The following is a 19,345-nucleotide window of genomic DNA, read 5'->3' on the forward strand; positions in this document are numbered from 1 at the left end:
GTGCTGGACAGGGACGACGCCCGCGGCGTCAAGCGCGGACACCTCTGGCCGTACGTGGGCCAGGGCGGCAACGTCTTCGTGGAGTACACCCCCGACTGGAGTGGCACGGGCCCCCAAGGGGTGCTGGTCGACTTCCGGGGCTACCTGGTGGTGGACGGCTACAAGGGCTACCAGGCTCTCTTCGGCCCCTCCTCTCCACGCATTGAGGTGGGCTGTTGGATGCACGCCCGGCGTGGCTTCGAGCGCGCATACGTGGCCGGTGACGCTCGCGGCGGCACCGTGCTCACGCTCGTGCAGAAGCTGTACGCCGTGGAGCGGCAGGCTCAGGAGGCGGGACTCTCCCCCGAGGCGCGGCTTGCCCTGCGCCTCGAGCACAGCCGCCCCGTCTACGAGGAGCTCTTCGGCTTGCTGGAGCAGTGGTTCCCGCACGTGCCCCCCAAGACGCCTCTGGGCAAGGCCATTGCCTACGCGCGCAACCGCTACGTCCCCCTGGGCCGCTTCCTCGAGGCGGGACGCGTGCCGGTGGACAACGGCGAGGTGGAGCGCCTCATCAAGCTCATTGTCCTCGGACGCAAGAACTGGCTCTTCCTGGGCAGCGACGCGGCCGGCCACCGCGCCGCCCATGTCTACTCCCTCGTGCTCAGCTGCTACCGGCTGGGCATGGACCCGTGGGCCTATTTTCGCGACGTGCTGCCCAAGCTCGGCGACACCCGCTTCCCCGCCTCCCGCCTCGCGGAGCTCCTCCCCGAGGCGTGGGCCCAGCAGCAGGCTCAGCAGCGATAGGCTTGTCGACGTGCCGTCCATCACGCGGCCACCGTGCCACGCTTCTTGATGGCCTACACCCTGGGCTGGACCGGACCCTTACGCACCGCGCCTCCCGCCCCCCTCTACTCCGACAAGAACCGATTTGGTCCCCCAAGATGCTCCACGCCTCCTCGTTAGGAGTGGGTTCGACTCAAGGCGGCGGGCAAACTCTATTGGAAGCGGCGGGATCGAAGCCGCCGCCGGAGGCTTCCCTCGGGCCGGGCGCTCGCCTACAACAGCCGCACCAACTCCGCCACGTGCTCGTCATGCTCGCCGGCCTGGGTGAGCGCCTCCGCCAGCCTCTGCAGGTAGTCGCGGTTCGAGCCGCTGGGGCCGTGGGCGGAGCGCACCACCTGGGCGATGGTCTCCAGCGTCGCGGGCCCGAGGTAGTGGGGGTTGGCTGGGCCGGCCACGTACACCACGGCCTCCAGGGACGGAGAGTCGCGTATCTCCAGCTGCACCCGGTGCCGCTCGTAGCCGCCCTGTTCCCGGAAATCCAGGTGGGCCAGCACCTCCTCCACGCGCTCGGTGGCGATCCGGTACGCCATACCCCAGCAGCGCGCGCCGGGCTCTGGCACCAGCGTCACCACCCGCCCGGGGGCTTCCGGTACTCCGCGGTGGTCCATCGAGCCCTGCCAGAAACGCCGCGCCCAGCCCCTCAACCACGCCTCACGGCGCTCCTCGTAGGGGAATGAGGGACGGAAGATGAGTGAGCCGTAGCCGAATATCCACATGGTCGGGCGGGGGGGCGGTTTCAGCGCCCCCGGAGGGGTTTCAGCACTCGATGATGTTCACCGCGAGGCCGCCGCGCGCGGTCTCCTTGTACTTGGTCATCATGTCCGCGCCCGTCTGGCGCATCGTCGCGATGACCTTGTCGAGCGACACCTTGTGCTTGCCATCGCCCTGCAGCGCGAGCCGCGCGGCGTTGATGGCCTTGATGGAGCCCATGGCGTTGCGCTCGATGCACGGCACCTGGACGAGCCCGCCGATGGGATCGCACGTGAGCCCCAGGTTGTGCTCCATGCCGATCTCCGCCGCGTTCTCCACCTGCTCCGGCGTGCCGCCCATCACCTCGGTGAGGGCCGCGGCCGCCATGGAGCACGCCACGCCCACTTCACCCTGGCAGCCCACCTCGGCGCCGGAGATGGAGGCGTTGAGCTTGTAGAGCATGCCGATGCCCCCGGCGGTGAGCAGGAAGCGGATGGCGCCCTCGTCATCCGCGCCCGGCACGAAGCGCCGGTAGTAGTGCAGCACCGCGGGGATGATGCCGGCCGCGCCGTTGGTGGGCGCCGTCACCACGCGCCCCTGCGCCGCGTTCTCCTCGTTCACCGCGAGCGCGTAGAGGTTCACCCAGTCCATTGGCAGCAGCGGATCCGCGTTGCCGCGCATGTCGCCCTTGAGCTTGCGGTAGATGGCCGCCGCGCGCCGCTTCACCTTCAGCCCGCCCGGGAGGATGCCCTCGCGCTCGCAGCCGCGCTTCACGCACGCCTGCATCACCTCCCAGATGCGCAGCAGTCCCGCGCGCACCTGCGCCTCCGGCCGCAGCGCCTTCTCGTTCTCCATCATCAGCGTGCTGATGCTCAGCCCGTGCTGGTGGCAGAGCGCGAGCAGCTCCGCGCCCGTCTTGAAGGGGTAGGGGATGCGCGAGTCCTTCACGCCCACGGCGTGCGCCGAGGTGCCGTCGTCGTTGATGACGAAGCCGCCGCCCACCGAATAGTAGATGCGGCTGAAGGGCTCGCTCCGCCCGGCGAGCACCGCGGTGAAGCGCATGCCGTTGGGGTGGCGCGGCAGCGACTGCCGCTTGTGGAAGACGATGTCCTCGGAGGGACGGAACTTCACCGTCTGCTGGCCGAGCAGCTTCAGCTTCGCCGTCTCGGTGATGCCCGAGATGCGCGCGGGCACGGCGTCACAGTCCACCTCCTCGGGGCGCTCGCCCTCCAGGCCGAGCAGCACCGCGATGTCGCTGCCGTGTCCCTTGCCGGTGTGCCCCAGCGAGCCGAACAGCTCCGCCTTCACGGACTCGACGCCGCCGAGCCCTCCCGCTTCCTTCGCGAGACTCTCCACGAACTGCCGCGCCGCACGCATCGGCCCCACCGTGTGCGAGCTCGAGGGCCCGATCCCGATGGTGAACATATCGAAGACACTGAGTGACACGAACCGCCTCCCGCCCGAGGGCAGGCGAACCTATACCGCAAGCGGGTGCCACTTGCCGCGCGGGCCTCTCGTGCGAGGGGCATCCACCCGGCCGTGACAGGGCGTGCATGACGGAATGCATCATCGAGGACACTTCCGCCCTCGATGACGCATGGCGTGATGGCTGGAGTTCCAACGACTCAGTGGCCGGAAGCGGCCGAGGCGGCGAACTCCTCCGGCATGACGGGCATGCGGAAGGGCAGCCGCCAGCGCTCGCGGTTGCCCGGCTGGCTGCTGGCCTTCGCCCGGGTGAGCCCCTTCAGGCCCAGGCCGAGCAGGGACACCATGCCCAGGGCGATGGCGCCCGAGGTGGCGGTGCGCAGCGTCCGGGGCCAGAGGGCGCGCAGGCCGAAGAGGCCCACGGGAATGACGTAGACGGGGACGGCGGCCAGGCCCGCGAGCGCGAGCCAGCGCCGCTTGTCGGATTCGGACAGAGCGGAGAGATCCATGGCTGCCCTACAGGGTGAGGGCGCGCATGGCGGGCGGGAAGGGGTCCCCGCGTGCTGGTTGCATGGCGAGCGACAGAACGGACGGGCCCGCCGCTCAGTTGCCACCACCCCCGCGGCGCCAGGCCTCGCGGCGCTGGTCCTGGGCGCTCTTGCGCGCGAGCGCCTCCTCTATCTGCCGGGGCAGCTCCTCCAGGCGCGTGCGGTGCATCTGGATGCTCAGCGCGTACAGGCCCTGCTCCTGCTCCGGGAGCTGGGGGCCGAACTGCTCGAGCACCGCGCTCGCGAACGCGATGGAGTCCTCCGACAGCTTGCGGCGGTGCTCGTAGTACTGGTGGATCTCCTGCTCGGTGGCCGTGTTCGACTGCACCTTGCCGTAGAGCTCGTTCCAGCGCCGTCCTTCCTCGTCGCGCTTGCGCAGCACCTCCGGGTCCTTCGTGGGCACGCCCATCTCCCAGTAGAGGTTGCCGGGCAGCAGCGCGCGCAGCTTCTCCAGGTCCACCGGATGCCGTGCGGGCGTCTCGCTGGGAGCCGCCTCGGCGACGGGCGCGAGTCCGGCATCGGTCCCCACGGCCGCGACAGCCGCGGGGGCGGTCCGTGGCCCGGGGGCGGGCGGTGGCCGCGCGGGTACCGCGGCGCGTGATTCTTGCCAGGGTGCGTCATCCGTGGACGGGCCCGTGCGGAAGACACCGGCGAGCACCAGCACCAGCAGCACGACTGCCGGGGCCGCGAGCAACCACGGCAGAATCTTCGGTCGACCATTCACAGCCATGACGAAAGAGATACCTCGGGATGCGTGTTTGTCACAATCTCGAAAAGTGGGAAAAGCCTGTTCCGTCTGGAGATACAACTATTTCACGGCTTGTGCTAGTTCTGTGTGTCTCACCACAAACCAACCATGGAAGGAGTTGGGATGAGAAACCATCTCTTGTTGGGTCTTCTCGCGGCCGCGGCCGTGCCGGCGGCCCCCGCCCGGGCCGAGGTCCTCGTCTCTGGCATTGTCGATGTGCTCGTGGACGGAGGCAACAGCTACAGCTGGCAGAAGGTGGAGCTGCCGGGGACGAAGTGTGGCAACGGCTCCCAGTACAAGTTCTTCGTCCATCGCAGTGACACGGGCTCGCAGAACCTGCTGTTCATGTTCGAGGGCGGCGGCGCGTGTTGGGATTACGACACCTGCAGCGGTCGCGCGGGCGTGCTGGGCGCGGCCAATCCCAACGGGCTCACGGACGACTACATGCAGCAGTTCACGGCGAAGTATGTCTCGCCGATCGTGAACGGGGCGGATCCGGGCCTGCCGTTCCGCAGCCGCAAGGACCTGGTGACCAAGGACTGGAACATCGTCTACATGCCGTACTGCACGGGCGACGTGCACGTGGGCAACAACGTCGTCACCTACACGGACCCCACGGGCGCGCAGCCGCCGCTCACCTGGCACCACTCGGGATATACCAACACGCTCGCCGCGGCCAATTACGCCAAGACGCAGTTCCCCAGCGTCAACAAGCTGTTCGTCACGGGCTTCAGCGCTGGCGGCACCGCCACCGCGTCCGCGTATTACTTCGTGCGCCGCGCCGTCAACCCGGCGCGTGGCTATTACCTGAATGACTCGGGCCCCATCTACCTGGCGGCCAACGTCAATGATCGCTCGCGCGCCCTGCACGACAAGATCCGCCAGTCGTGGAACCTGAACTCGGTCTTCGGCCAGCTGCCGGCCTCGTTCGACCAGAACAACATGGGCACCATCAACCGCATGGTGGCCATGGAGTTCCCCAATGATCAGCTCGCCTACACGGCCTATACGCGCGACTACAACTACTCGCGCTTCTCCTACGAGCGCTTCCTGACGCCCAACGACAAGGAGTCGGTGCTGGGCTACTGGAAGGAGGACCAGGACCGTCTGGTCAACGAGCTGAAGCTCTACAACAACTTCAGCTATTTCATCCCGCATGCCCGGCCCATCAATGAGAGCCACTGCACCACGATCATCACCTTCGTGGGCGCGCACGCCTGCCAGCGGATGGAGAAGAAGCGCTGGTATGAGTACGTCTCCGAGCCGTGGCAGAACTGGAAGTGCAACAGCGAGTTCGTGCCGATGGACGTGTTCCTCTCCCGCTTCATCAACGAGAACCAGCGCATCCGCATCTACGAGCCGCCCAACGGCTACAACGATGATGATCCGGGCATGGACATCCTCGCGCCGCTGATCAACGGCGCGCTGGGCGGCTGAGTCCGCTGACTCCGGGCCTGGGTCGGGGATGAGCGGGACGTCCCACCCCCGGAGATATTCATCCGGGCTCAACGGTTCAGGATGTCCTTGCGCAGGCTCTCGGTGAGGGCCTGGGCCCAGTCCCGGAGGGGCTTGCCCACGCCGAGCTCCTCCAGGGTGCCGTCCAGATGGCCGAGCACGGCGTCGAAGTGGATATCGCTCAGTCCCCGCGCCACCAGCCGGGTGTGGGCGCGGCGCATGTCCCGGCCGCTGTACGCGCCGGGGCCCCCGAAGGCCGTGCACAGGAAGGCCCGCTGCATGGACTGCAGCCGGCTCATGTCCATGTTCTCGAAGAAGGGCTTCAGGCGGGGATCCGCCAGCACCTTCTTGTAGAAGATGTTGACGGTCCTGGTGACCATCTCCTCGCCGCCGAGCTGGTCATAGAGACTCTGGGTTGCGTGCATGCTTTCATTCTCCCGGTACCCGATGGGTTGGATGTCTTCGCGGGAGAGTCTAGTACGGAGGGACCATGGCTGAGCGGACCGTGGGCTCGAGGCTGATGGTGTACGACCGCACCTGTGGCGGGCGCTGGGGTCTTCCGGGCCTCACCTTCTCGTGGCGGGTGGGAGGCGTGCTGTACCGCGCGCTCGGCCGCTTGGATGACTGGAAAGGTGTGGCGAGCTGGCCCGAAGCGCTCGACTGGTTGCTCGCCCGTTCACGCGAGCGGCCCATCGCGGAGATCCAGTTCTGGGGCCATGGCAACTGGGGCTGTGTGCTCATCGACCGGGTGCCGATGGATGTCCGGGCGCTCGAGCCGGGCCATCCGTGGCACGCGCGGCTGGCGGAGTTGCGCGAGCGGCTCGTGCCCGGCGGAGACGCGCTCTGGTGGTTCCGCACCTGCGAGACGTTCGGGACGGCCCGGGGGCATGCCTTCGCCAGGGCGTGGACGCGCTTCTTCGGTTGCCGCGCCGCGGGGCACACCTACGTCATCGGGCCCTGGCAGAGCGGGTTGCACTCGCTGCGTCCGGGCGAGGAGCCGCACTGGCCGGTGGAGGAGGGCGTGCCGCCCGAGGTGCGCACGGGGATGCGGCATGCGCTGTGGTCGGGGCCTCGCGTGCCCAACACCATCACGTGTCTGCATGGCCGGGTGCCGCCGGGCTTCTGACATTGGTGCGGCGGGCCCTTGTCCACGGACGTGCCCTCTGCGACGGTGCGCGCCCATGACGACACGACCCTTTCGCATCCTGGGCCTCCAGCAGGTGGCCATTGGCGCGCCCGACAAGGCGCCCCTGCGCAAGCTGTGGGTGGACGTGCTGGGCCTCGAGCCCCATGGCACCTACCGCAGCGAGCGCGAGAACGTCGACGAGGACATCGTCGTGGCCGGAGCCGGGCCCTTCCGCGTGGAGGTGGATTTGATGCAGCCAGTGGACCCGAACGGGAAGCCGCGCGTGCACGACCCCGCGCTCAACCACCTGGGCCTCTGGGTGGATGACCTGCGCGCGGCGGTGACGTGGCTCGAGGGGCAGGGCGTGCGCTTCGCTCCCGGCGGTATCCGCAAGGGCGCGGCCGGCTTCGACGTGACGTTCATCCACCCCAAGGGCAACGAGCAGTTCCCGCTCGGGGGCGAGGGCGTGCTCATCGAACTGGTGCAGGCCCCGCCCGAGGTCATCTCCGCCTTCGACTCCTTCGCGAAGGCCGCTCACAAGCCATAGGCCTCCAGCAGCCGGAGCCACACCTCGCTGACGGAGGGGAAGGACGGCACGGCGTGCCAGAGTCTGTCGAGCGGCACTTCACCGGCCACCGCGATGGTGGCCGCGTGCAGCAGCTCGCCCACGCCGGGGCCCACGAAGGTGGCGCCGAGGATCACGCGCCGCTGCTCGTCCAGCACCAGCTTCACCCCTCCGTCGAAGCCCTGTCCCAGCAGGCTCGTGCCCGCCACCGAGTCCAGGTCCACCTGCACCGTGCGCACCGGCAGGCCACGCTGGCGGGCCTCGGCCTCGGTGAGTCCCACCGCGCCCACCTGCGGGTGCGTGAAGATCACCTGGGGCGTGGCCCGCGCATCCGCCCACGCCTCCTCCTGCCGGCCCAGGATGTTGTCTCCCGCGAGACGCGCCTGGTACTTGCCCATGTGCGTGAGGAGGTTGCGTCCGTTCACGTCTCCGCACGCGTACAGCCAGCCGCCCTCCACGCCCCTGGCTCGGAGCAGATCGTCCACCTCCACCGGCTTGCCCGGCGTCAGCCCCACCGTCTCCAGGCCCACGTCCCGCGTGGCCACGTCCCGGCCCATGGCCACCAGCACCTCGTCCGCGCGCAGCGTCTCGCCGGAGTCGAGCGTGAGCGTCACCTCGCCCTGGCCGCCGGGACGGTGGACGCGTGTCACCTGGGTGCTCGTGCGGACCGTGACGCCGCTCTCGCGCAGGGCCTTCTCCACGAGCCCGGCGGCGAAGGGCTCCAGGCGGGTGAGGATGTGCGCGCTGCGTTGGATGAGCGTCACCTCCTCCGCGCCGAGCGACTTCCATGCCTGGCTCAGCTCCGCGGCCACCACGCCGCCTCCCATCACCACCAGCCGCCGGGGGACGGCCTTGGAGCCAGTGCCCTCGCGGTTCGTCCACGGCTTCGCCTCGCGCAGGCCGGGGATGTCCGGGATGCGCGCACGGCTGCCCGTGGCCAGCACCACCGCGCGGCGTGCCGTCAGCTCGCGTGTCCCTCCATCGCGAGTCGTCACCCGGACCGTCTTCGGGCCCGCGAGCCGGCCGTGCCCTCGCACCACCTCCAGCTTCGCGTCTCGCGCCCACTTCGCCTGGCCCTTGTCGTCGTAGCCGTGGACCATCTTGTCCCGGTAGGCGAGGACCTCGGAGGCATCGAGCGGCTTCTTCGCCGCCTCACGGACACCGGGCGAGTGCCGGGCCAGCCAGTGCACCTCGGGAGGCCGGAGCAGCGCCTTGCTGGGGATGCAGGCCCAATAGGAGCACTCGCCGCCGAGCAGCTCCGTCTCCACGAGGGCCGTCGCCAGTCCTCCCGCGGCGGTCCGCGCCGCCGCGTTCTCCCCGGCCGGGCCTCCGCCGATGACCACCACGTCGAATGCGTCCGCCATATGCCCTCTCCGCGCTTCGAGTCGCCGAAACGAAAGGAGTAGGGGAGCACGGGCGGCGGCACCCTGCTGCGCGGGGTGGAGCATTCATCCGAAAGGTGTCACTCCGGTGGGCGGAGCGCGCGCCTTCCGTTGGCTCATGTACGAGTCGACAGCGTGGCCTGGCGTCTCCACGCGGCGGGCGTGAGGCCGTGGGCACGCCGGAAGAGGCGGATGAAGTGCGTGGCGTCCGCGTAGCCCACGCGCTCGGCGATGATGTCCACCCGCTCGTCCGTGCCCCGGAGCCTCCGCCGGGCCTCGGCCATGCGGTACTCGAGGATCCACTGTCCCACCGTGCGGCCCGTCTCCTTGCGGAGCACGCCGGCCACGTGTGTGGCGGAGCGCTCGACGGCTCGTGCCACCTCCGTGAGGGAGAGCGGCCCGAGCGCGTTCGCCTCGATGAACGTGAGCGCCCGCCGCGCCAGGCTCTGGCCCGCAGGATCCGGTGGGGTCTCGAGCCCCGTGATGCGCTCCAGCTCGATCAGCACCAACCGGAGCAGGGCGCTCACGGCCTCGTCGCGGGAGCGCTCGTCGCCGGTGAACTCGGACTCCATGAGCCGCATCCACCGCTCCAGGCGCTTGCGTTGGGCGGCATTCGGGCGGAGCACCGGGTGGCATCCGCTCCGGATCCGCAGCATGGGTCCCAGCCGGAGTCCCTCGCTGCTGCCCCAGCTCGGGTCTTCGTGGGGAAACGCCTCCGGGTGGAAGGAGATCACCCATCCCTCCGCGTCACCGGCGTGCGGCGCTCCGTGCGGGTCCCCGGGGGGAATGAGGTGGACGTCTCCCGCTCGCAGCACCAGCTGGCCGCTGTGGTGGATGGTCGACTGGCCCCGCGTCACCAGGAAGATGACGGCATACGAATGGGTGAAGGTCCCCGGCCGGGCGGCGCGATTCTGGGCATGGCCGTGGCTGTAGCGCCCCACCCAGACCGGGAGGTGGTGCCGCTTGAAGTCCTCGTGGCTCGGCGAGGGCTTCTTCGTTTCCCGCGGGGTCTTCCTCCTCGTCATGGTTCCCATGGATACGCGCGGGTCCGGCCCGGTATCAGAGCGGATTCTCGTGCGGAATCGGCGGATCTTCCGGTGGCTGGAGCGGGGCGCTCAGTGCCGTGCGGGCTCGATGTTGTTTCCGCTGAAGCGGCGCAGGTCCGCGCGCAGCGCTTCGTTGAAGCGGAAGGGCTCGGGGCACTGCTTCGTTTCGCAGACGGCCAGGTAGTCATTGAAGAAGGCGAGCGGGCCCCGGGCGGAGTAGCTGCGCAGCCGCTCGGGTCCCAGCGCCTCCTCCAGGGTCCGGGCCATGTACGCGCCCACGCGGACGAAGAGCCAGTCCTCGCGCGGCTCATGGGCGGCGAGGATGCGCTCACGCGTGGCCTCTGGCGCCCGCTCGATCGCCGCCCGGTCGAGCATCCGCGTCACCTGCTCGAAGGCCTCCGGGAACTCGCCCTTCCCCGGGAGTGTCCCCGGCCCGTGCGTGGCCCACTGGTGGTACGCGAGCCCGTAGCCGAAGACGCGGCCCAGCGCCTCGTTCACCACCGCGTCCACCGGGCCCTGGCGGTGCGCGCTCAGCCGGGGCCCCTGGTCCTCGAGCAGCAGCTCGATGACGCCGTAGGCGATGCGCTTGAGCGAGGCGGCCTGGCCCTCCACGTTGCTCGCCAGGGCGATGGCCACGTCCTCTCCGGGCAGCAGCAGGAGCAGCGTGGACGTCTCCGGTTGGGCGCCCGAGTGGGCCACCAGGTAGTGGCCCCGGAGCGGCCAGGTCGCGAAGCCCATGCCGTAGTCGGTGAGCCGTCCGTCCCGGGTGCTCATCGGCGTCTGCATCCACCCCGAGCTGGTGCGTGACAGCAGCCGGTAGTCGAGCAGTGCTTCACCGAAGCCGAGCAGATCCTCGATGGACGCGCGGGTGCCGCCACCGGCGAAGCGGCCGGACACGTCGATGACCTTGGAGGCCACCCGCTGCCCGTCCCGAATCCGGTAGCCCGCGGCGTGGTGCTCGTCGCGCGTGCGGCGATCGTCCAGCGCCGCGTGCTCCATGCCGGCGGGGCCGAAGACGTGCTCCTGGAGGTACTCGCCGTAGCTCTGTCCGGACACGGCCTCGATGGCGGCGCCGAGCAGGTTGTAGGCCCAGGTGCTGTAGATGAAGCGGGTGCCGGGCTCGGCCTCCAGCTCGTAGCCCGCCACGAGCGCGAGCGCCCCCGCGGTGTCCACCGGGCCGCTGTCATGGCTGGGGCCGAAGCGGCCGTAGTTCGTCACGCCTCCCAGATGGCCGAGCAGCTGCCGCACCGTCACCGGCCAGCGCTTCTCCGGCCACGCGGGCACGAGGGTGCGGATGTCCGCGTCGAGGTCCATGCGGCCCTGCTCCACGAGCTGCAGCACGGCCACGGCGGTGAATGTTTTCGTGATGGAGGCCATGCGCCAGGTGGTGCGCGGCGTCGCCGGCAGGCCCCGCGCCACGTCCCTCATCCCGTACGTCCCCACCCAACGCTCGGCGCCCCGCAGCACGCCCACGGCGAGGCCCGCGTGCGGCTCCCGGGTGAGCTCCGCGCGCACGAGCGCGTCCAGGGCCCGCTGCACCTCCTCGGGGAAGGGCCGCGTTTCAGCCGGCGCCGCGACATGGGGCCGCTCGCACACGGGCATCCCCGGTGGGACGGCCCCCGCGGTGAGGCCCACCAGGAGCAACGGAAGCCACAGCCCCTTCACCGTGCGTCCCTCCGGGGCTCGGACCTGGCGTGTGTCTCGGCGGCGCTGATGTCGTGCTCCATGGTGCTCGATGCTGGCGCGTTCCACCGTACCCGGATTCGGGCTGTCGCGCGCAGGTGTGGAGAAAAAGGACAACGCCCCAGGTGGGCTGCCCCTTTTCTCCACGGCCTCCGACGCCCTCCAGAGGGCTGTTGGAAATGGAACACGAATTGCTGAGGCGTGACGGGTTTTACCACCCGGGTCCTTGGAACACCAAGTTCCTCGGCTGAATTCGACATCAATCGCTCGCCCGAGGGCGAGTGGGAGGCACATTCAACATGAAGAGGTTTCTGAATCCGCTGATGGCCGCGTCCGTGGTCGTGCTGGCGTCGGCGTGCGCGAAGGTGGAGCGGATCGAGGTGAAGCCGGCCAAGGTGGCGCTGTCCGAGGCGGGCCAGTCCGTGGCGCTGTCGGCGCGGGGCGTGACGGCGGAGGGCAAGCCGGTGGAGAAGGCGGAGCTCGCGTTTGCCTCCACCAACACGAAGGTCGCCACCGTGGACGCCACGGGCAAGGTGACGGCGGTGAAGAGCGGCTCGGCGAACATCACGGTCACCTCGGGTGAGGTGAGCGCCTCGGCCCCGGTGGAGGTGGTGATTCCCTCGGCGATCGTCATCCAGGGCGCGCCCTTCACGCTGACGGGCCTGGGCTCGGAGGCGGTGGTGGAGGCCGAGGTGAAGGATGACGCGGGCCGTCCGGTGAAGGACTCGAAGCTGGAGTACTCGGCGGCGGACGCCAACGTGGTGCAGGTGGAGGGCAACCGGCTGACGGCCAAGGCGGTGGGCACCGCGAAGGTGACGGTGACGTCCGGCAAGCTGACGCAGGAGTTCGAGGTCACCGTGAAGCTGCCCGAGGTGGACGCGGTGGCGTTCGAGACGGTGCCGGCGACGCTGAAGGTGGGCGAGAGCGCGGCGCTGGCGGTGGTGGCCAAGGGCACGGACGGCGCGGCCATCCAGGGCGTGTCCTTCACCTTCACCACCAGCGACGAGAAGGTCGCCACGGTGGACGCGGCCGGGAACGTGAAGGCCGTGAAGGCCGGCGCGGTCACCATCAAGGCCGAGGGTGGCAGCAAGGCCACCGAGACGAAGCTGACGATCAAGAAGTAGTTCCGCGGTACCGGGCTCCGGGGGCGGTCGCACCTGGAGCCCGTGGTATGCTCGGGCTGTGTCCATCCGGAGGAGGACCCTGTGTCAGGTCCACTCCGTTTCGAGGGAGCAGCCCATGGTTGGCACCCACACGACAGGTCGCGTTCTCGTTCTGTGCATGCTGGCCGTGCTCGCGAGCGTCACGGCGGGCTGTTCCGTGGGGGCCCACTCCACTGCGAGCAGCCCCTCCGCCGCGAGCAGCCCCGTCTACCTGGCCCAGGTCACCTGCTGGAACACGATGAGCTGCTGCATCCAGAGATGGCCTCTGAATGCGGCGGAACAATGTGGGGCCAGCGCGGCGGAGATCGCCGAGGTGCTCAATGGCGCCCGAGTGCTCCATGAGATGACCCAGCCGGAGGGGGATCGGCTCGAGGAGGAGACGCAGGCGCCATCGGACGCGGAAGTCGCGGAGGATTCAGGCGAGCCTCCCCACTGTACGGGCCAGAATCACCACATCATCTCCCGGCCCATCTCCGAGGAGCTGGAGCAGCACAAAACGCTTCGCGGGCTCTACACGCCTCGGGATGAGCGCTTCGTGACCAGGGCGAAGGACAGGGAGTCGCACTGCGGTTATCAGCAATGGCACCGCGACGTGGACAGGGAGGTCATCGAGTGGCTCCAAAGATTCCCCAAGGCAACGAGGAAGGAGTTCGAGGATTTCCTGCGTGGCATCTACAGTCGCCCGGAGATGCTCAAGAGGTTCCCCAATGGCTTCCCAGGTAGATGAGTCCCCGCGCTTCTTCATGCTCCAGGATGACATGTGGGGGCCCCATGACACCCAGGTCAGCAAAGTTGATCGTGACAACGTTGGAGACGCCCCCGAATGCCCACGGTGTGGCGGTGCCATCGGTATGCTGGCATGGCTGCCACCCTACCGCGTCAACCTGGAACTGTATGGCCAGGGTCTGGGCGACTTCATCGCGGGGACCGGGTACAGCGTCCTCATCTCCGAGCGCTTCGCGGACGCATTCCGAGCGGAAGGTTTGACGGGACTGCTCGGGTTCAACCCCGTCGAGGTGGTCCGGGTGAAGAGGAAGCGCAAGGGCCCCAAGCCCGGTGCCGTGCCCCGCTACTTCGCCGTCACCGTCTGTTTCAGCCGCGCCGCCGTGGATGATGGACGGAGCCGCGTGCGCCGCCTCGTGCCCGTGACCTGTCCGGAGTGCCGCGATCCCGGCAGGGACTCCATTCACGGCTTCACCCTGGAGCCGGGCACCTGGCAGGGCGAGGACGTCTTCCGCCCCCGGGGTCTCCAGGGCTGCATCCTCGTCTCCGAGCGCTTCGTCGAGTTCGTCAAGCGGCATGGGCTGACGAACATGAAGCTGACTCCCATAGAAGAGTACATCTGGGATCCGCTGCGGCTGGGCCCGCCAGCCGCGCCCCAGGCGGGCCCCACCTGACGCGAGCCCGCGCCGCTACTTCGCGGCCACGAACTCGAAGGACGCGGTGGCCTCCTGGCCCTCCTTCACCGTGACCTGGGCCGTCTTCGTGCCGAGCGTCTCGTGCCAGGCCTCGAGCGTGTACGTGCCCGGTGGCAGGCCCTGGATGGAGAAGGCGCCGTCCTCGCCGGTGGTGGCGAAGTACGGGTGGGGGCTCATCACCACGAACGCCGTCATCCACGGGTGGATGTCGCACTTGAGGCGGATGACGTCCGCTTCCTTCGGGGGCTGGGCCTCCTTCGTCTTCAGGGGCGGCTGCGTCACGTTGAAGAGCTGCTTGCCCCCGGACACGCCCCGCACGTTGTGCAGCGTGCTGTCGCTGTTCATCAGCACCAGCGGCTGGTGGATGACGGCGCCCTGCACGCGCGGCTTGTACATGCACCGGTTCTGGTCCACCACGACCAGGGTGCTCGGCGGCGTCGTGGGCTGGCCGGGCACGTTGCCCTGCACGCGCACCAGCACATTGGCCAGCTTGCCGTCCGTCACGAGCACGGGTTGATCCACCAGGTCCATGCCCTCGCAGTTGGGATCCGTCCCCGGGATGATGGGGTTGGGAGCGGGCGCCTTGCCCTTGAAGGTGACGATGCCGCGCACGGTGCCGCCACCCTGGGGGGCCTGGGCGGCCTCCTCCTGGGGCTCCTGGGGCAGGGGCGTATCGGCGGGCAGGGGCGCGGCCTTGATGGCGGGAGCGGCCGGAGCCGGAGCCTGGGCGGCGGCGGCGGGAGCGGCCTCGTCCTTCTTGCAGGCCGTCAGGGCGGAGAGTCCCACCGCACCGAGTACCGTCAGGCCCAGCGTACGCAGCTTCATCGTGCAATCTCCTCGCACTCCCGGTCCGAGGGGGGACGCGGACCGGGGTGGGGAATGTCCACGGCTGTCGTAACAGAAAAGCGGGCGGGTGGGCCAATGGGGTGGGGGGACACCCTCAGGAGGTGGCAGGTAGGCCCGCGAGGAGGCGGGCACCGACGCACCGCGCCTTCACGATGACATCCAGATGTTCCTGAACGACGCAACGGGGCTCAATTCGTGGGCGGAGGCGCGGGGGCGGGCGTGGGGGCCCGGGGCTGTACGCGTCCGCCGCTGAACGCGCGCCAGCGGACATACCGGGTGAAGTCGCGCACGAAGGCATCCGGCGGCAGCCCGATGGCGCTCTCGAAGGCCTCGGGGAACTCCTTGCCGCTCCTCATCTCGCGCAGCAGGCCGCGCACCGGCTCCTCGCCGTAGCGCTTCACCAGGAACGCGAAGGTGTGGTGGGCCACCCCGTAGATGAAGTTCGAATCGTCCCGGTACAAATCCCCCGGATTGCGCACCGGATCGCTCGTGGGCGCGCGCTCATAGTGTTTGGCGATCTCCTCCAGCGACACCCACCGGTATGCCTGCTCCGCCGTGTACGAGGCCATGCCCTCGCGGAACCACAGGGGAATCCGTTTGCTCGTCCGCCGATCCTCCACCAGTTGGTACATCACGCTGTGGGTGAGCTCGTGCAGGAGCAGCTCGTTGATCTGCGCCTGGGTGGCCCCGGCCTTGTCCCAGGTGGAGGGGGCCTGGACGAACACTTCGTCATAGCGGCTCCAGGCGCGCAGCCAGTCGTAGCCGCGCGCCCGGACGGCGGACTCCAGCGCCGCGTGGTCGGGCATCACCCGGATGGTGACGGGCTCGCGCAGCGCGCCCCAGCGCTCCAGCTTGGGCAGGGCCTCGAGCACGGCCTGCCGGATGCGGCCGGCGTCCTGGGCGTTCCGGGAGTCGTAGTCGATGCGGAACTCGCCGGCGGCCGTCTCCAGGGGGGGCAGGGAGGCCTCGAGCGCCGCCCCGGGGGCCGAGAACCGGGTGGAGGCGCAGCCCGACAGCAGCACCAGGACTCCCAACGCCACTCCCAACGCCACGTTGCCCATCTCCATCCTCATTCCACGTCCAGCCAGTGCAGCACCGTGCGGCCCACGTCCGCCACGGTGGCCAGGGTCTCCAGTCCGGGAGCTGGCGGTCCGAAGTAGAGCACGGGGACGGGGTTGAGGGTGTGGGAACGTGTAGTCAGATCCTCCACGTTTCCATGGTCGCTGCACACCAGGACGCGGGCGTCGGGGGGGCGGGTGGAGAGGACGGCCCGGGCGAAGGCATCGAAGGTGTCCAGGGCCTCGCGGGCGGCGGCGAAGTCCTGGGCGTGTCCGGCCTCGTCGGCCAGGTAGTGCTCGAAGAAGGTGAAGTCCGCCTCCTGGGACACCCGCCAGAGGACGGCGGCGGCCTCGGCCGGGGTGCGCTGGGGGGCGGACAGGCTCCGGGCCCGGGCCCGCTCGCCGGTGATGTCATGGGTGAGGCCCTGGCCGGCCCGGGCGTCCTCCAGGGTGCGCAGGGGGACGTCCGCGGCGGCGAAGGCCAGGGTGCTGGCGGAGGCCTTCAGGCGGCGCAGGGCGGCCGGGGGGAGGGTGAACTCGGGGGGGCTGGAGGAGGGGCGCCGGGTGAGCTTCAGCGCGTCCAGGTAGGCCACCGGGTAGCTGTTGGCGAAGGTGGCGCTGCGGCCCGCGGCCACCAGCCGTTTGACGATGGAGTGACGCGCCAGCAGCTCGCGCAGGGGGGCGTCCGGGTAGCCCAGCACGTGCCGGCCGATGAGGACGGGGGCGGGGTGGCCGGTGAGGATGGCCGTCTGGTTGGAGGCGGACTGTGGCCGCCCGGCCACGCCGAAGGTGGGGTCCACGGGGTAACATTGACCCCCTTCGGGAAGCGCACGGGGGGCTTCATCCCGGAAGTGGGAGAGGAGATAGTCGCGGTGGGCGAGTGGATTCGCCTCCGGCTCGTTTCGTCCGATGCCAACCCCATCGATGAACAGGACTACGACGCGCATTGCGTAGGACTGTATCCTGGCTGCAAGACACTCATGGCTCTCCACGGCGACTTCTCCAGCTTCCCGCTTCCCGAACTGCTCCAGTGGTTGGATAGCTCCCGCAAGACGGGCACGCTCCAGCTCCTCACCTGGGAGGGCGGCGAGCGCAAGATGTTCCTGCTCTCCGGGCAGGTGCTCTCCGTGGCCCACGAGGGGCTGTGGGGGCGCGTGGCCCGGGTGCTCTCCCTGGCGAAACTGGCGGATGGCGCGGCGGTGCTGGCGGCCTTCAACGCGGTTCCGCCGGGCACGGAGGACGTGGAGCCGTTCTTCCGCGAGCACAAGGTGGACATGAAGCTGGTGCGCGAGCTGGTGCGCGAGGAGCTGCTCGGCTCCATGGTGGACCAGACGCGCGGGGGCCATGGCGCCTTCCACTGGACGGAGGACCTGGACCGCACGGGCGAGGAGTGGGGCCCCTGCGAGATGAGCCTCCGGGAGCTGCTCTTCGAGTCGCTGCGCTGGCTGGACGAGCAGCCGGATGTGGACCGGGTGCTGCCGGGAGACGCGCTGACGGTGCGCTCCCTGGTGCAGCCGAGCCCGCGCCAGCCGTTGCTGCAACGCATCCTGCTGACCATGTGCGCGGGCGGGCAGAACCTGGGGCGGCTGCGGCTGTCGCTGGGCCTGTCGCGCTCGTCCATCACCCGCCGGGTCTTCGAGCTGCTGCGGGCCAGACAGGTGGAGGTGGAGGGCGCACCGGAGGTGGTGGTGGATCCGGTGAGCGACATGCTGGAGAAGGGCGCGGTGCTCATCCGCGAGGGCCAGTACGACGCGGCGGGGCTGGTGTGCGCCTCCCTGCTGTCGAGCGATCCGGCGGACCGGCGGGTGCGCGAGTTCGCGCGCATGGCGCAGAGCGAGCACGTGGCCGCGCTCTACACGGAGCTGCCGCCGCTGGCGGTCCCGGAGCTGCGGCCGGATCCGGAGGCGCAGACGCTGCTCAAGCAGGAGGAGCGGCAGGTGGCCGGGCTCATCAACGGCTCCTGGGACGTGTCCACGCTGGTGCTGGCCAGCTCCGCGCGCGAGCTGGACACGCTCAAGACGCTGGCCAAGCTGAAGCGGATGGGTCTGCTGCACCTGCGCTGAGCGTCACTCCGCCGCGGGGGCGGGCAGTCCCGCGGCATGCAGCCGGGAGAAGATCTGCATCAGGACGTAGAGCGCGAACGCCGCGTCATCCACGCGGTTGCTGGAGCGTGCCGCCAGCGTCTGCAGCCGGAGCAGATCCGCCCCGTCCACGTGGAGCAGGTGGGCCTGGGCGCCCAGGGGGCCCTCGCCGGCGAACGCGAGCCCGCGCCGCGCGGCATCGAGGCAGGCCTGGATGCACGTCCCATAATCCCCGGAGGAGAAGGCCCCCTCGGCGGCGCGCGCGTGGTCGAACAGGTCCGAGGGCGCCAGGGCGCTCGCGGGCCCGAGCGGCCGCTGTCCGGTGAGGGCGGGGGGCGCGACGGCCGGGGCCACCTGGACGTGCACCTGGGGCTGCGGGTGGCCGATGGCCGGCATGCTGCGCGAGGGCCGTGCCACCATGGGGGCGGCGGAGGCCGTCGCCGTGGCCGGGGCCGTGACACCGGGAGCGCGGCCCGCGAGGTGCTGGTTGAGCTGGGCCTCCAGTCCGCCCCCACCGCTGGCCTTGGGCGAGCCCAGGGAGGGAACCGCCGGGGTCGCGGCCCGGGGCGGGGGGACGATGCGCTTGACGCGCAGGTCCTGGATGACCAGCCGGGTGATGGCCTTGAGGGCGTCGAGCACGCCGCGGCCGCTGAGGGCCTCGGTCTCGAAGTCGGGGACGTTGCGCGGGTTGAGCGCGGCGCGCAGCTCGGCCACGGGCAGGGCCTTGGGGATGTCGCGCTTGTTCCACTGGAACACCAACGGGAAGCGCTCCAACCGGACGCCCTGCTCGAGCAGGTTCTCCTCCAGGTTGGCCAGCGACTCGCGGTTGGCGTCCATCATCTCCGGCTGCGAGTCCGCCACGAACACCACGCCATCCGCCCCCTGCAGCACCAGCTTGCGCGTGGTGCGGTAGTAGATCTGTCCCGGCACGGTGTACAGCTGGAAGCGCGTGGTGAAGCCGGAGATGGACCCCAGCTCCAACGGGAGGAAATCGAAGAAGAGGGTGCGCTCGTTTTGCGTGGCGAGCGAGACCATGGCCCCGCGCCGCGCCTCCGGCACGCGATCATAGATGTAGTGCAGGTTGGTCGTCTTCCCCGACCGCCCCGGGCCGTAGTAGACGAGCTTGCACGTGATCTCACGCGAGGCGTAGTTGACGATGGGCATGGTGTCTGTGCCGGCCAGGGTTCCCCCGAGCCCAGCCCCTCCAACGCGCGCAGGGCCCGCACGCGCAGCAATCCCGGGTTGGACTCGCGCTCGCCAAGGACGACCAACAGGAGCGTCCCGCACGC

The 19,345-nt window shown here is 69.8% G+C and carries 20 protein-coding genes; 8 read left to right on the forward strand and 12 right to left on the reverse strand.

Annotation, left to right across the window (positions count from 1 at the left end):
- Positions 1 to 783 (forward strand): IS66 family transposase (tnpC, locus tag AC16DP_RS21295; protein WP_483956843.1); only part of this gene is annotated, 783 nt, incomplete at its 5' end.
- 251 nt (positions 784 to 1,034) lie between these two features.
- Here the strand turns inward: tnpC and AC16DP_RS21300 are convergent.
- The 4 genes from AC16DP_RS21300 to AC16DP_RS21315 all read right to left on the reverse strand — a co-directional run bounded on the left by AC16DP_RS21300 (position 1,035) and on the right by AC16DP_RS21315 (position 4,215).
- Positions 1,035 to 1,538 carry a gamma-glutamylcyclotransferase gene (locus AC16DP_RS21300; RefSeq protein ID WP_329727078.1) on the reverse strand — a complete coding sequence of 168 codons (504 nt, stop codon included), beginning with the start codon at positions 1,536 to 1,538 and terminating at the stop codon, positions 1,035 to 1,037.
- Positions 1,539 to 1,578: 40 nt separating this feature from the next.
- Complete coding sequence (locus AC16DP_RS21305) at positions 1,579 to 2,958, reverse strand: L-serine ammonia-lyase (protein ID WP_329727079.1); 1,380 nt, start codon at positions 2,956 to 2,958, stop codon at positions 1,579 to 1,581.
- Between the two features lie 179 nt (positions 2,959 to 3,137).
- A complete protein-coding gene (locus tag AC16DP_RS21310; protein ID WP_329727080.1) occupies positions 3,138 to 3,446 on the reverse strand; it encodes a hypothetical protein in 309 nt (102 codons plus the stop codon).
- A 94-nt stretch (positions 3,447 to 3,540) separates the two neighbouring features.
- Positions 3,541 to 4,215: a hypothetical protein gene (locus tag AC16DP_RS21315; protein WP_329727081.1), complete on the reverse strand. Its 675-nt coding sequence runs from the start codon at positions 4,213 to 4,215 to the stop codon at positions 3,541 to 3,543.
- 141 nt (positions 4,216 to 4,356) lie between these two features.
- Here AC16DP_RS21315 and AC16DP_RS21320 point away from each other — a divergent pair, with 141 nt between their 5' ends.
- A complete protein-coding gene (locus AC16DP_RS21320) occupies positions 4,357 to 5,670 on the forward strand; it encodes a pectin acetylesterase-family hydrolase (RefSeq protein WP_329727082.1) in 1,314 nt (437 codons plus the stop codon).
- Positions 5,671 to 5,738: 68 nt separating this feature from the next.
- Here the strand turns inward: AC16DP_RS21320 and AC16DP_RS21325 are convergent, their stop codons facing one another.
- Positions 5,739 to 6,113 carry a group I truncated hemoglobin gene (locus AC16DP_RS21325; RefSeq protein ID WP_329727083.1) on the reverse strand — a complete coding sequence of 125 codons (375 nt, stop codon included), beginning with the start codon at positions 6,111 to 6,113 and terminating at the stop codon, positions 5,739 to 5,741.
- A gap of 65 nt (positions 6,114 to 6,178) precedes the next feature.
- On the opposite strand from AC16DP_RS21325, the gene AC16DP_RS21330 reads away from it, so the two are divergent.
- Entirely contained in the window at positions 6,179 to 6,814 is a 636-nt protein-coding gene (locus AC16DP_RS21330; RefSeq protein ID WP_329727084.1) for a hypothetical protein, read from the forward strand.
- Positions 6,815 to 6,869: 55 nt separating this feature from the next.
- Entirely contained in the window at positions 6,870 to 7,361 is a 492-nt protein-coding gene (locus tag AC16DP_RS21335) for a VOC family protein (RefSeq protein ID WP_329727085.1), read from the forward strand.
- Here the strand turns inward: AC16DP_RS21335 and AC16DP_RS21340 are convergent.
- The 3 genes from AC16DP_RS21340 to AC16DP_RS21350 form a co-directional block, all read right to left on the reverse strand.
- Entirely contained in the window at positions 7,349 to 8,743 is a 1,395-nt protein-coding gene (locus tag AC16DP_RS21340; RefSeq protein WP_329727086.1) for a dihydrolipoyl dehydrogenase family protein, read from the reverse strand. The two genes, AC16DP_RS21335 and AC16DP_RS21340, sit on opposite strands and share 13 nt — an antisense overlap.
- Positions 8,744 to 8,877: 134 nt before the next feature.
- On the reverse strand, positions 8,878 to 9,786 hold the full coding sequence (locus AC16DP_RS21345) for an AraC family transcriptional regulator (protein WP_329727087.1): 909 nt from the start codon (positions 9,784 to 9,786) through the stop codon (positions 8,878 to 8,880).
- Positions 9,787 to 9,876: 90 nt separating this feature from the next.
- Positions 9,877 to 11,472, reverse strand: a complete 1,596-nt coding sequence (locus AC16DP_RS21350; RefSeq protein WP_329727088.1) for a serine hydrolase domain-containing protein — start codon at positions 11,470 to 11,472, stop codon at positions 9,877 to 9,879.
- A gap of 317 nt (positions 11,473 to 11,789) precedes the next feature.
- On the opposite strand from AC16DP_RS21350, the gene AC16DP_RS21355 reads away from it, so the two are divergent.
- The 3 genes from AC16DP_RS21355 to AC16DP_RS21365 all read left to right on the forward strand — a co-directional run bounded on the left by AC16DP_RS21355 (position 11,790) and on the right by AC16DP_RS21365 (position 14,050).
- On the forward strand, positions 11,790 to 12,614 hold the full coding sequence (locus AC16DP_RS21355) for an Ig-like domain-containing protein (RefSeq protein WP_329727089.1): 825 nt from the start codon (positions 11,790 to 11,792) through the stop codon (positions 12,612 to 12,614).
- Between the two features lie 115 nt (positions 12,615 to 12,729).
- A complete protein-coding gene (locus AC16DP_RS21360) occupies positions 12,730 to 13,380 on the forward strand; it encodes a Wall-associated protein precursor (RefSeq protein WP_329727090.1) in 651 nt (216 codons plus the stop codon).
- Between the two features lie 124 nt (positions 13,381 to 13,504).
- Positions 13,505 to 14,050 (forward strand): imm11 family protein, encoded by a 546-nt coding sequence (locus AC16DP_RS21365; RefSeq protein WP_329727091.1) that lies wholly within the window; start codon positions 13,505 to 13,507, stop codon positions 14,048 to 14,050.
- Positions 14,051 to 14,065: 15 nt separating this feature from the next.
- On the opposite strand, the gene AC16DP_RS21370 is transcribed toward AC16DP_RS21365, so the two are convergent.
- The 3 genes from AC16DP_RS21370 to AC16DP_RS21380 all read right to left on the reverse strand — a co-directional run bounded on the left by AC16DP_RS21370 (position 14,066) and on the right by AC16DP_RS21380 (position 16,922).
- Positions 14,066 to 14,896, reverse strand: coding sequence for a carboxypeptidase regulatory-like domain-containing protein (locus AC16DP_RS21370; RefSeq protein WP_329727092.1), 831 nt, complete (start codon positions 14,894 to 14,896; stop codon positions 14,066 to 14,068).
- Between the two features lie 209 nt (positions 14,897 to 15,105).
- Positions 15,106 to 15,990 (reverse strand): peptidase MA family metallohydrolase, encoded by an 885-nt coding sequence (locus tag AC16DP_RS21375; protein WP_329727093.1) that lies wholly within the window; start codon positions 15,988 to 15,990, stop codon positions 15,106 to 15,108.
- Positions 15,987 to 16,922, reverse strand: coding sequence for an alkaline phosphatase family protein (locus tag AC16DP_RS21380; RefSeq protein ID WP_329727094.1), 936 nt, complete (start codon positions 16,920 to 16,922; stop codon positions 15,987 to 15,989). Before AC16DP_RS21380 ends, AC16DP_RS21375 begins: the two co-directional genes overlap by 4 nt.
- Before the next feature lie 33 nt (positions 16,923 to 16,955).
- Here AC16DP_RS21380 and AC16DP_RS21385 point away from each other — a divergent pair, with 33 nt between their 5' ends.
- Positions 16,956 to 18,038, forward strand: coding sequence for a DUF4388 domain-containing protein (locus tag AC16DP_RS21385; RefSeq protein WP_329727095.1), 1,083 nt, complete (start codon positions 16,956 to 16,958; stop codon positions 18,036 to 18,038).
- A 3-nt stretch (positions 18,039 to 18,041) separates the two neighbouring features.
- Here AC16DP_RS21385 and AC16DP_RS21390 read toward each other — a convergent pair whose 3' ends face one another.
- Entirely contained in the window at positions 18,042 to 19,220 is a 1,179-nt protein-coding gene (locus AC16DP_RS21390; protein ID WP_483956844.1) for a GTP-binding protein, read from the reverse strand.
- Positions 19,221 to 19,345: the final 125 nt, after the last annotated feature.

Source organism: Archangium sp. (assembly GCF_057119385.1).

Coding starts and splice junctions, on each gene's coding strand:
- AC16DP_RS21380 (WP_329727094.1), bottom strand. CDS start 16,922: ATGCGCGTCGTAGTCCTGTTCATCGATGGGGTTGGCATCGGACGAAAC.
- AC16DP_RS21385 (WP_329727095.1), top strand. CDS start 16,956: ATGGCTCTCCACGGCGACTTCTCCAGCTTCCCGCTTCCCGAACTGCTC.
- AC16DP_RS21355 (WP_329727089.1), top strand. CDS start 11,790: ATGAAGAGGTTTCTGAATCCGCTGATGGCCGCGTCCGTGGTCGTGCTG.
- AC16DP_RS21360 (WP_329727090.1), top strand. CDS start 12,730: ATGGTTGGCACCCACACGACAGGTCGCGTTCTCGTTCTGTGCATGCTG.
- AC16DP_RS21325 (WP_329727083.1), bottom strand. CDS start 6,113: ATGCACGCAACCCAGAGTCTCTATGACCAGCTCGGCGGCGAGGAGATG.
- AC16DP_RS21330 (WP_329727084.1), top strand. CDS start 6,179: ATGGCTGAGCGGACCGTGGGCTCGAGGCTGATGGTGTACGACCGCACC.
- AC16DP_RS21390 (WP_483956844.1), bottom strand. CDS start 19,220: ATGCCCATCGTCAACTACGCCTCGCGTGAGATCACGTGCAAGCTCGTC.
- AC16DP_RS21365 (WP_329727091.1), top strand. CDS start 13,505: ATGCTGGCATGGCTGCCACCCTACCGCGTCAACCTGGAACTGTATGGC.
- AC16DP_RS21340 (WP_329727086.1), bottom strand. CDS start 8,743: ATGGCGGACGCATTCGACGTGGTGGTCATCGGCGGAGGCCCGGCCGGG.
- AC16DP_RS21300 (WP_329727078.1), bottom strand. CDS start 1,538: ATGTGGATATTCGGCTACGGCTCACTCATCTTCCGTCCCTCATTCCCC.
- AC16DP_RS21375 (WP_329727093.1), bottom strand. CDS start 15,990: ATGAGGATGGAGATGGGCAACGTGGCGTTGGGAGTGGCGTTGGGAGTC.
- AC16DP_RS21345 (WP_329727087.1), bottom strand. CDS start 9,786: ATGACGAGGAGGAAGACCCCGCGGGAAACGAAGAAGCCCTCGCCGAGC.
- AC16DP_RS21310 (WP_329727080.1), bottom strand. CDS start 3,446: ATGGATCTCTCCGCTCTGTCCGAATCCGACAAGCGGCGCTGGCTCGCG.
- AC16DP_RS21335 (WP_329727085.1), top strand. CDS start 6,870: ATGACGACACGACCCTTTCGCATCCTGGGCCTCCAGCAGGTGGCCATT.
- AC16DP_RS21370 (WP_329727092.1), bottom strand. CDS start 14,896: ATGAAGCTGCGTACGCTGGGCCTGACGGTACTCGGTGCGGTGGGACTC.
- AC16DP_RS21320 (WP_329727082.1), top strand. CDS start 4,357: ATGAGAAACCATCTCTTGTTGGGTCTTCTCGCGGCCGCGGCCGTGCCG.
- AC16DP_RS21315 (WP_329727081.1), bottom strand. CDS start 4,215: ATGGCTGTGAATGGTCGACCGAAGATTCTGCCGTGGTTGCTCGCGGCC.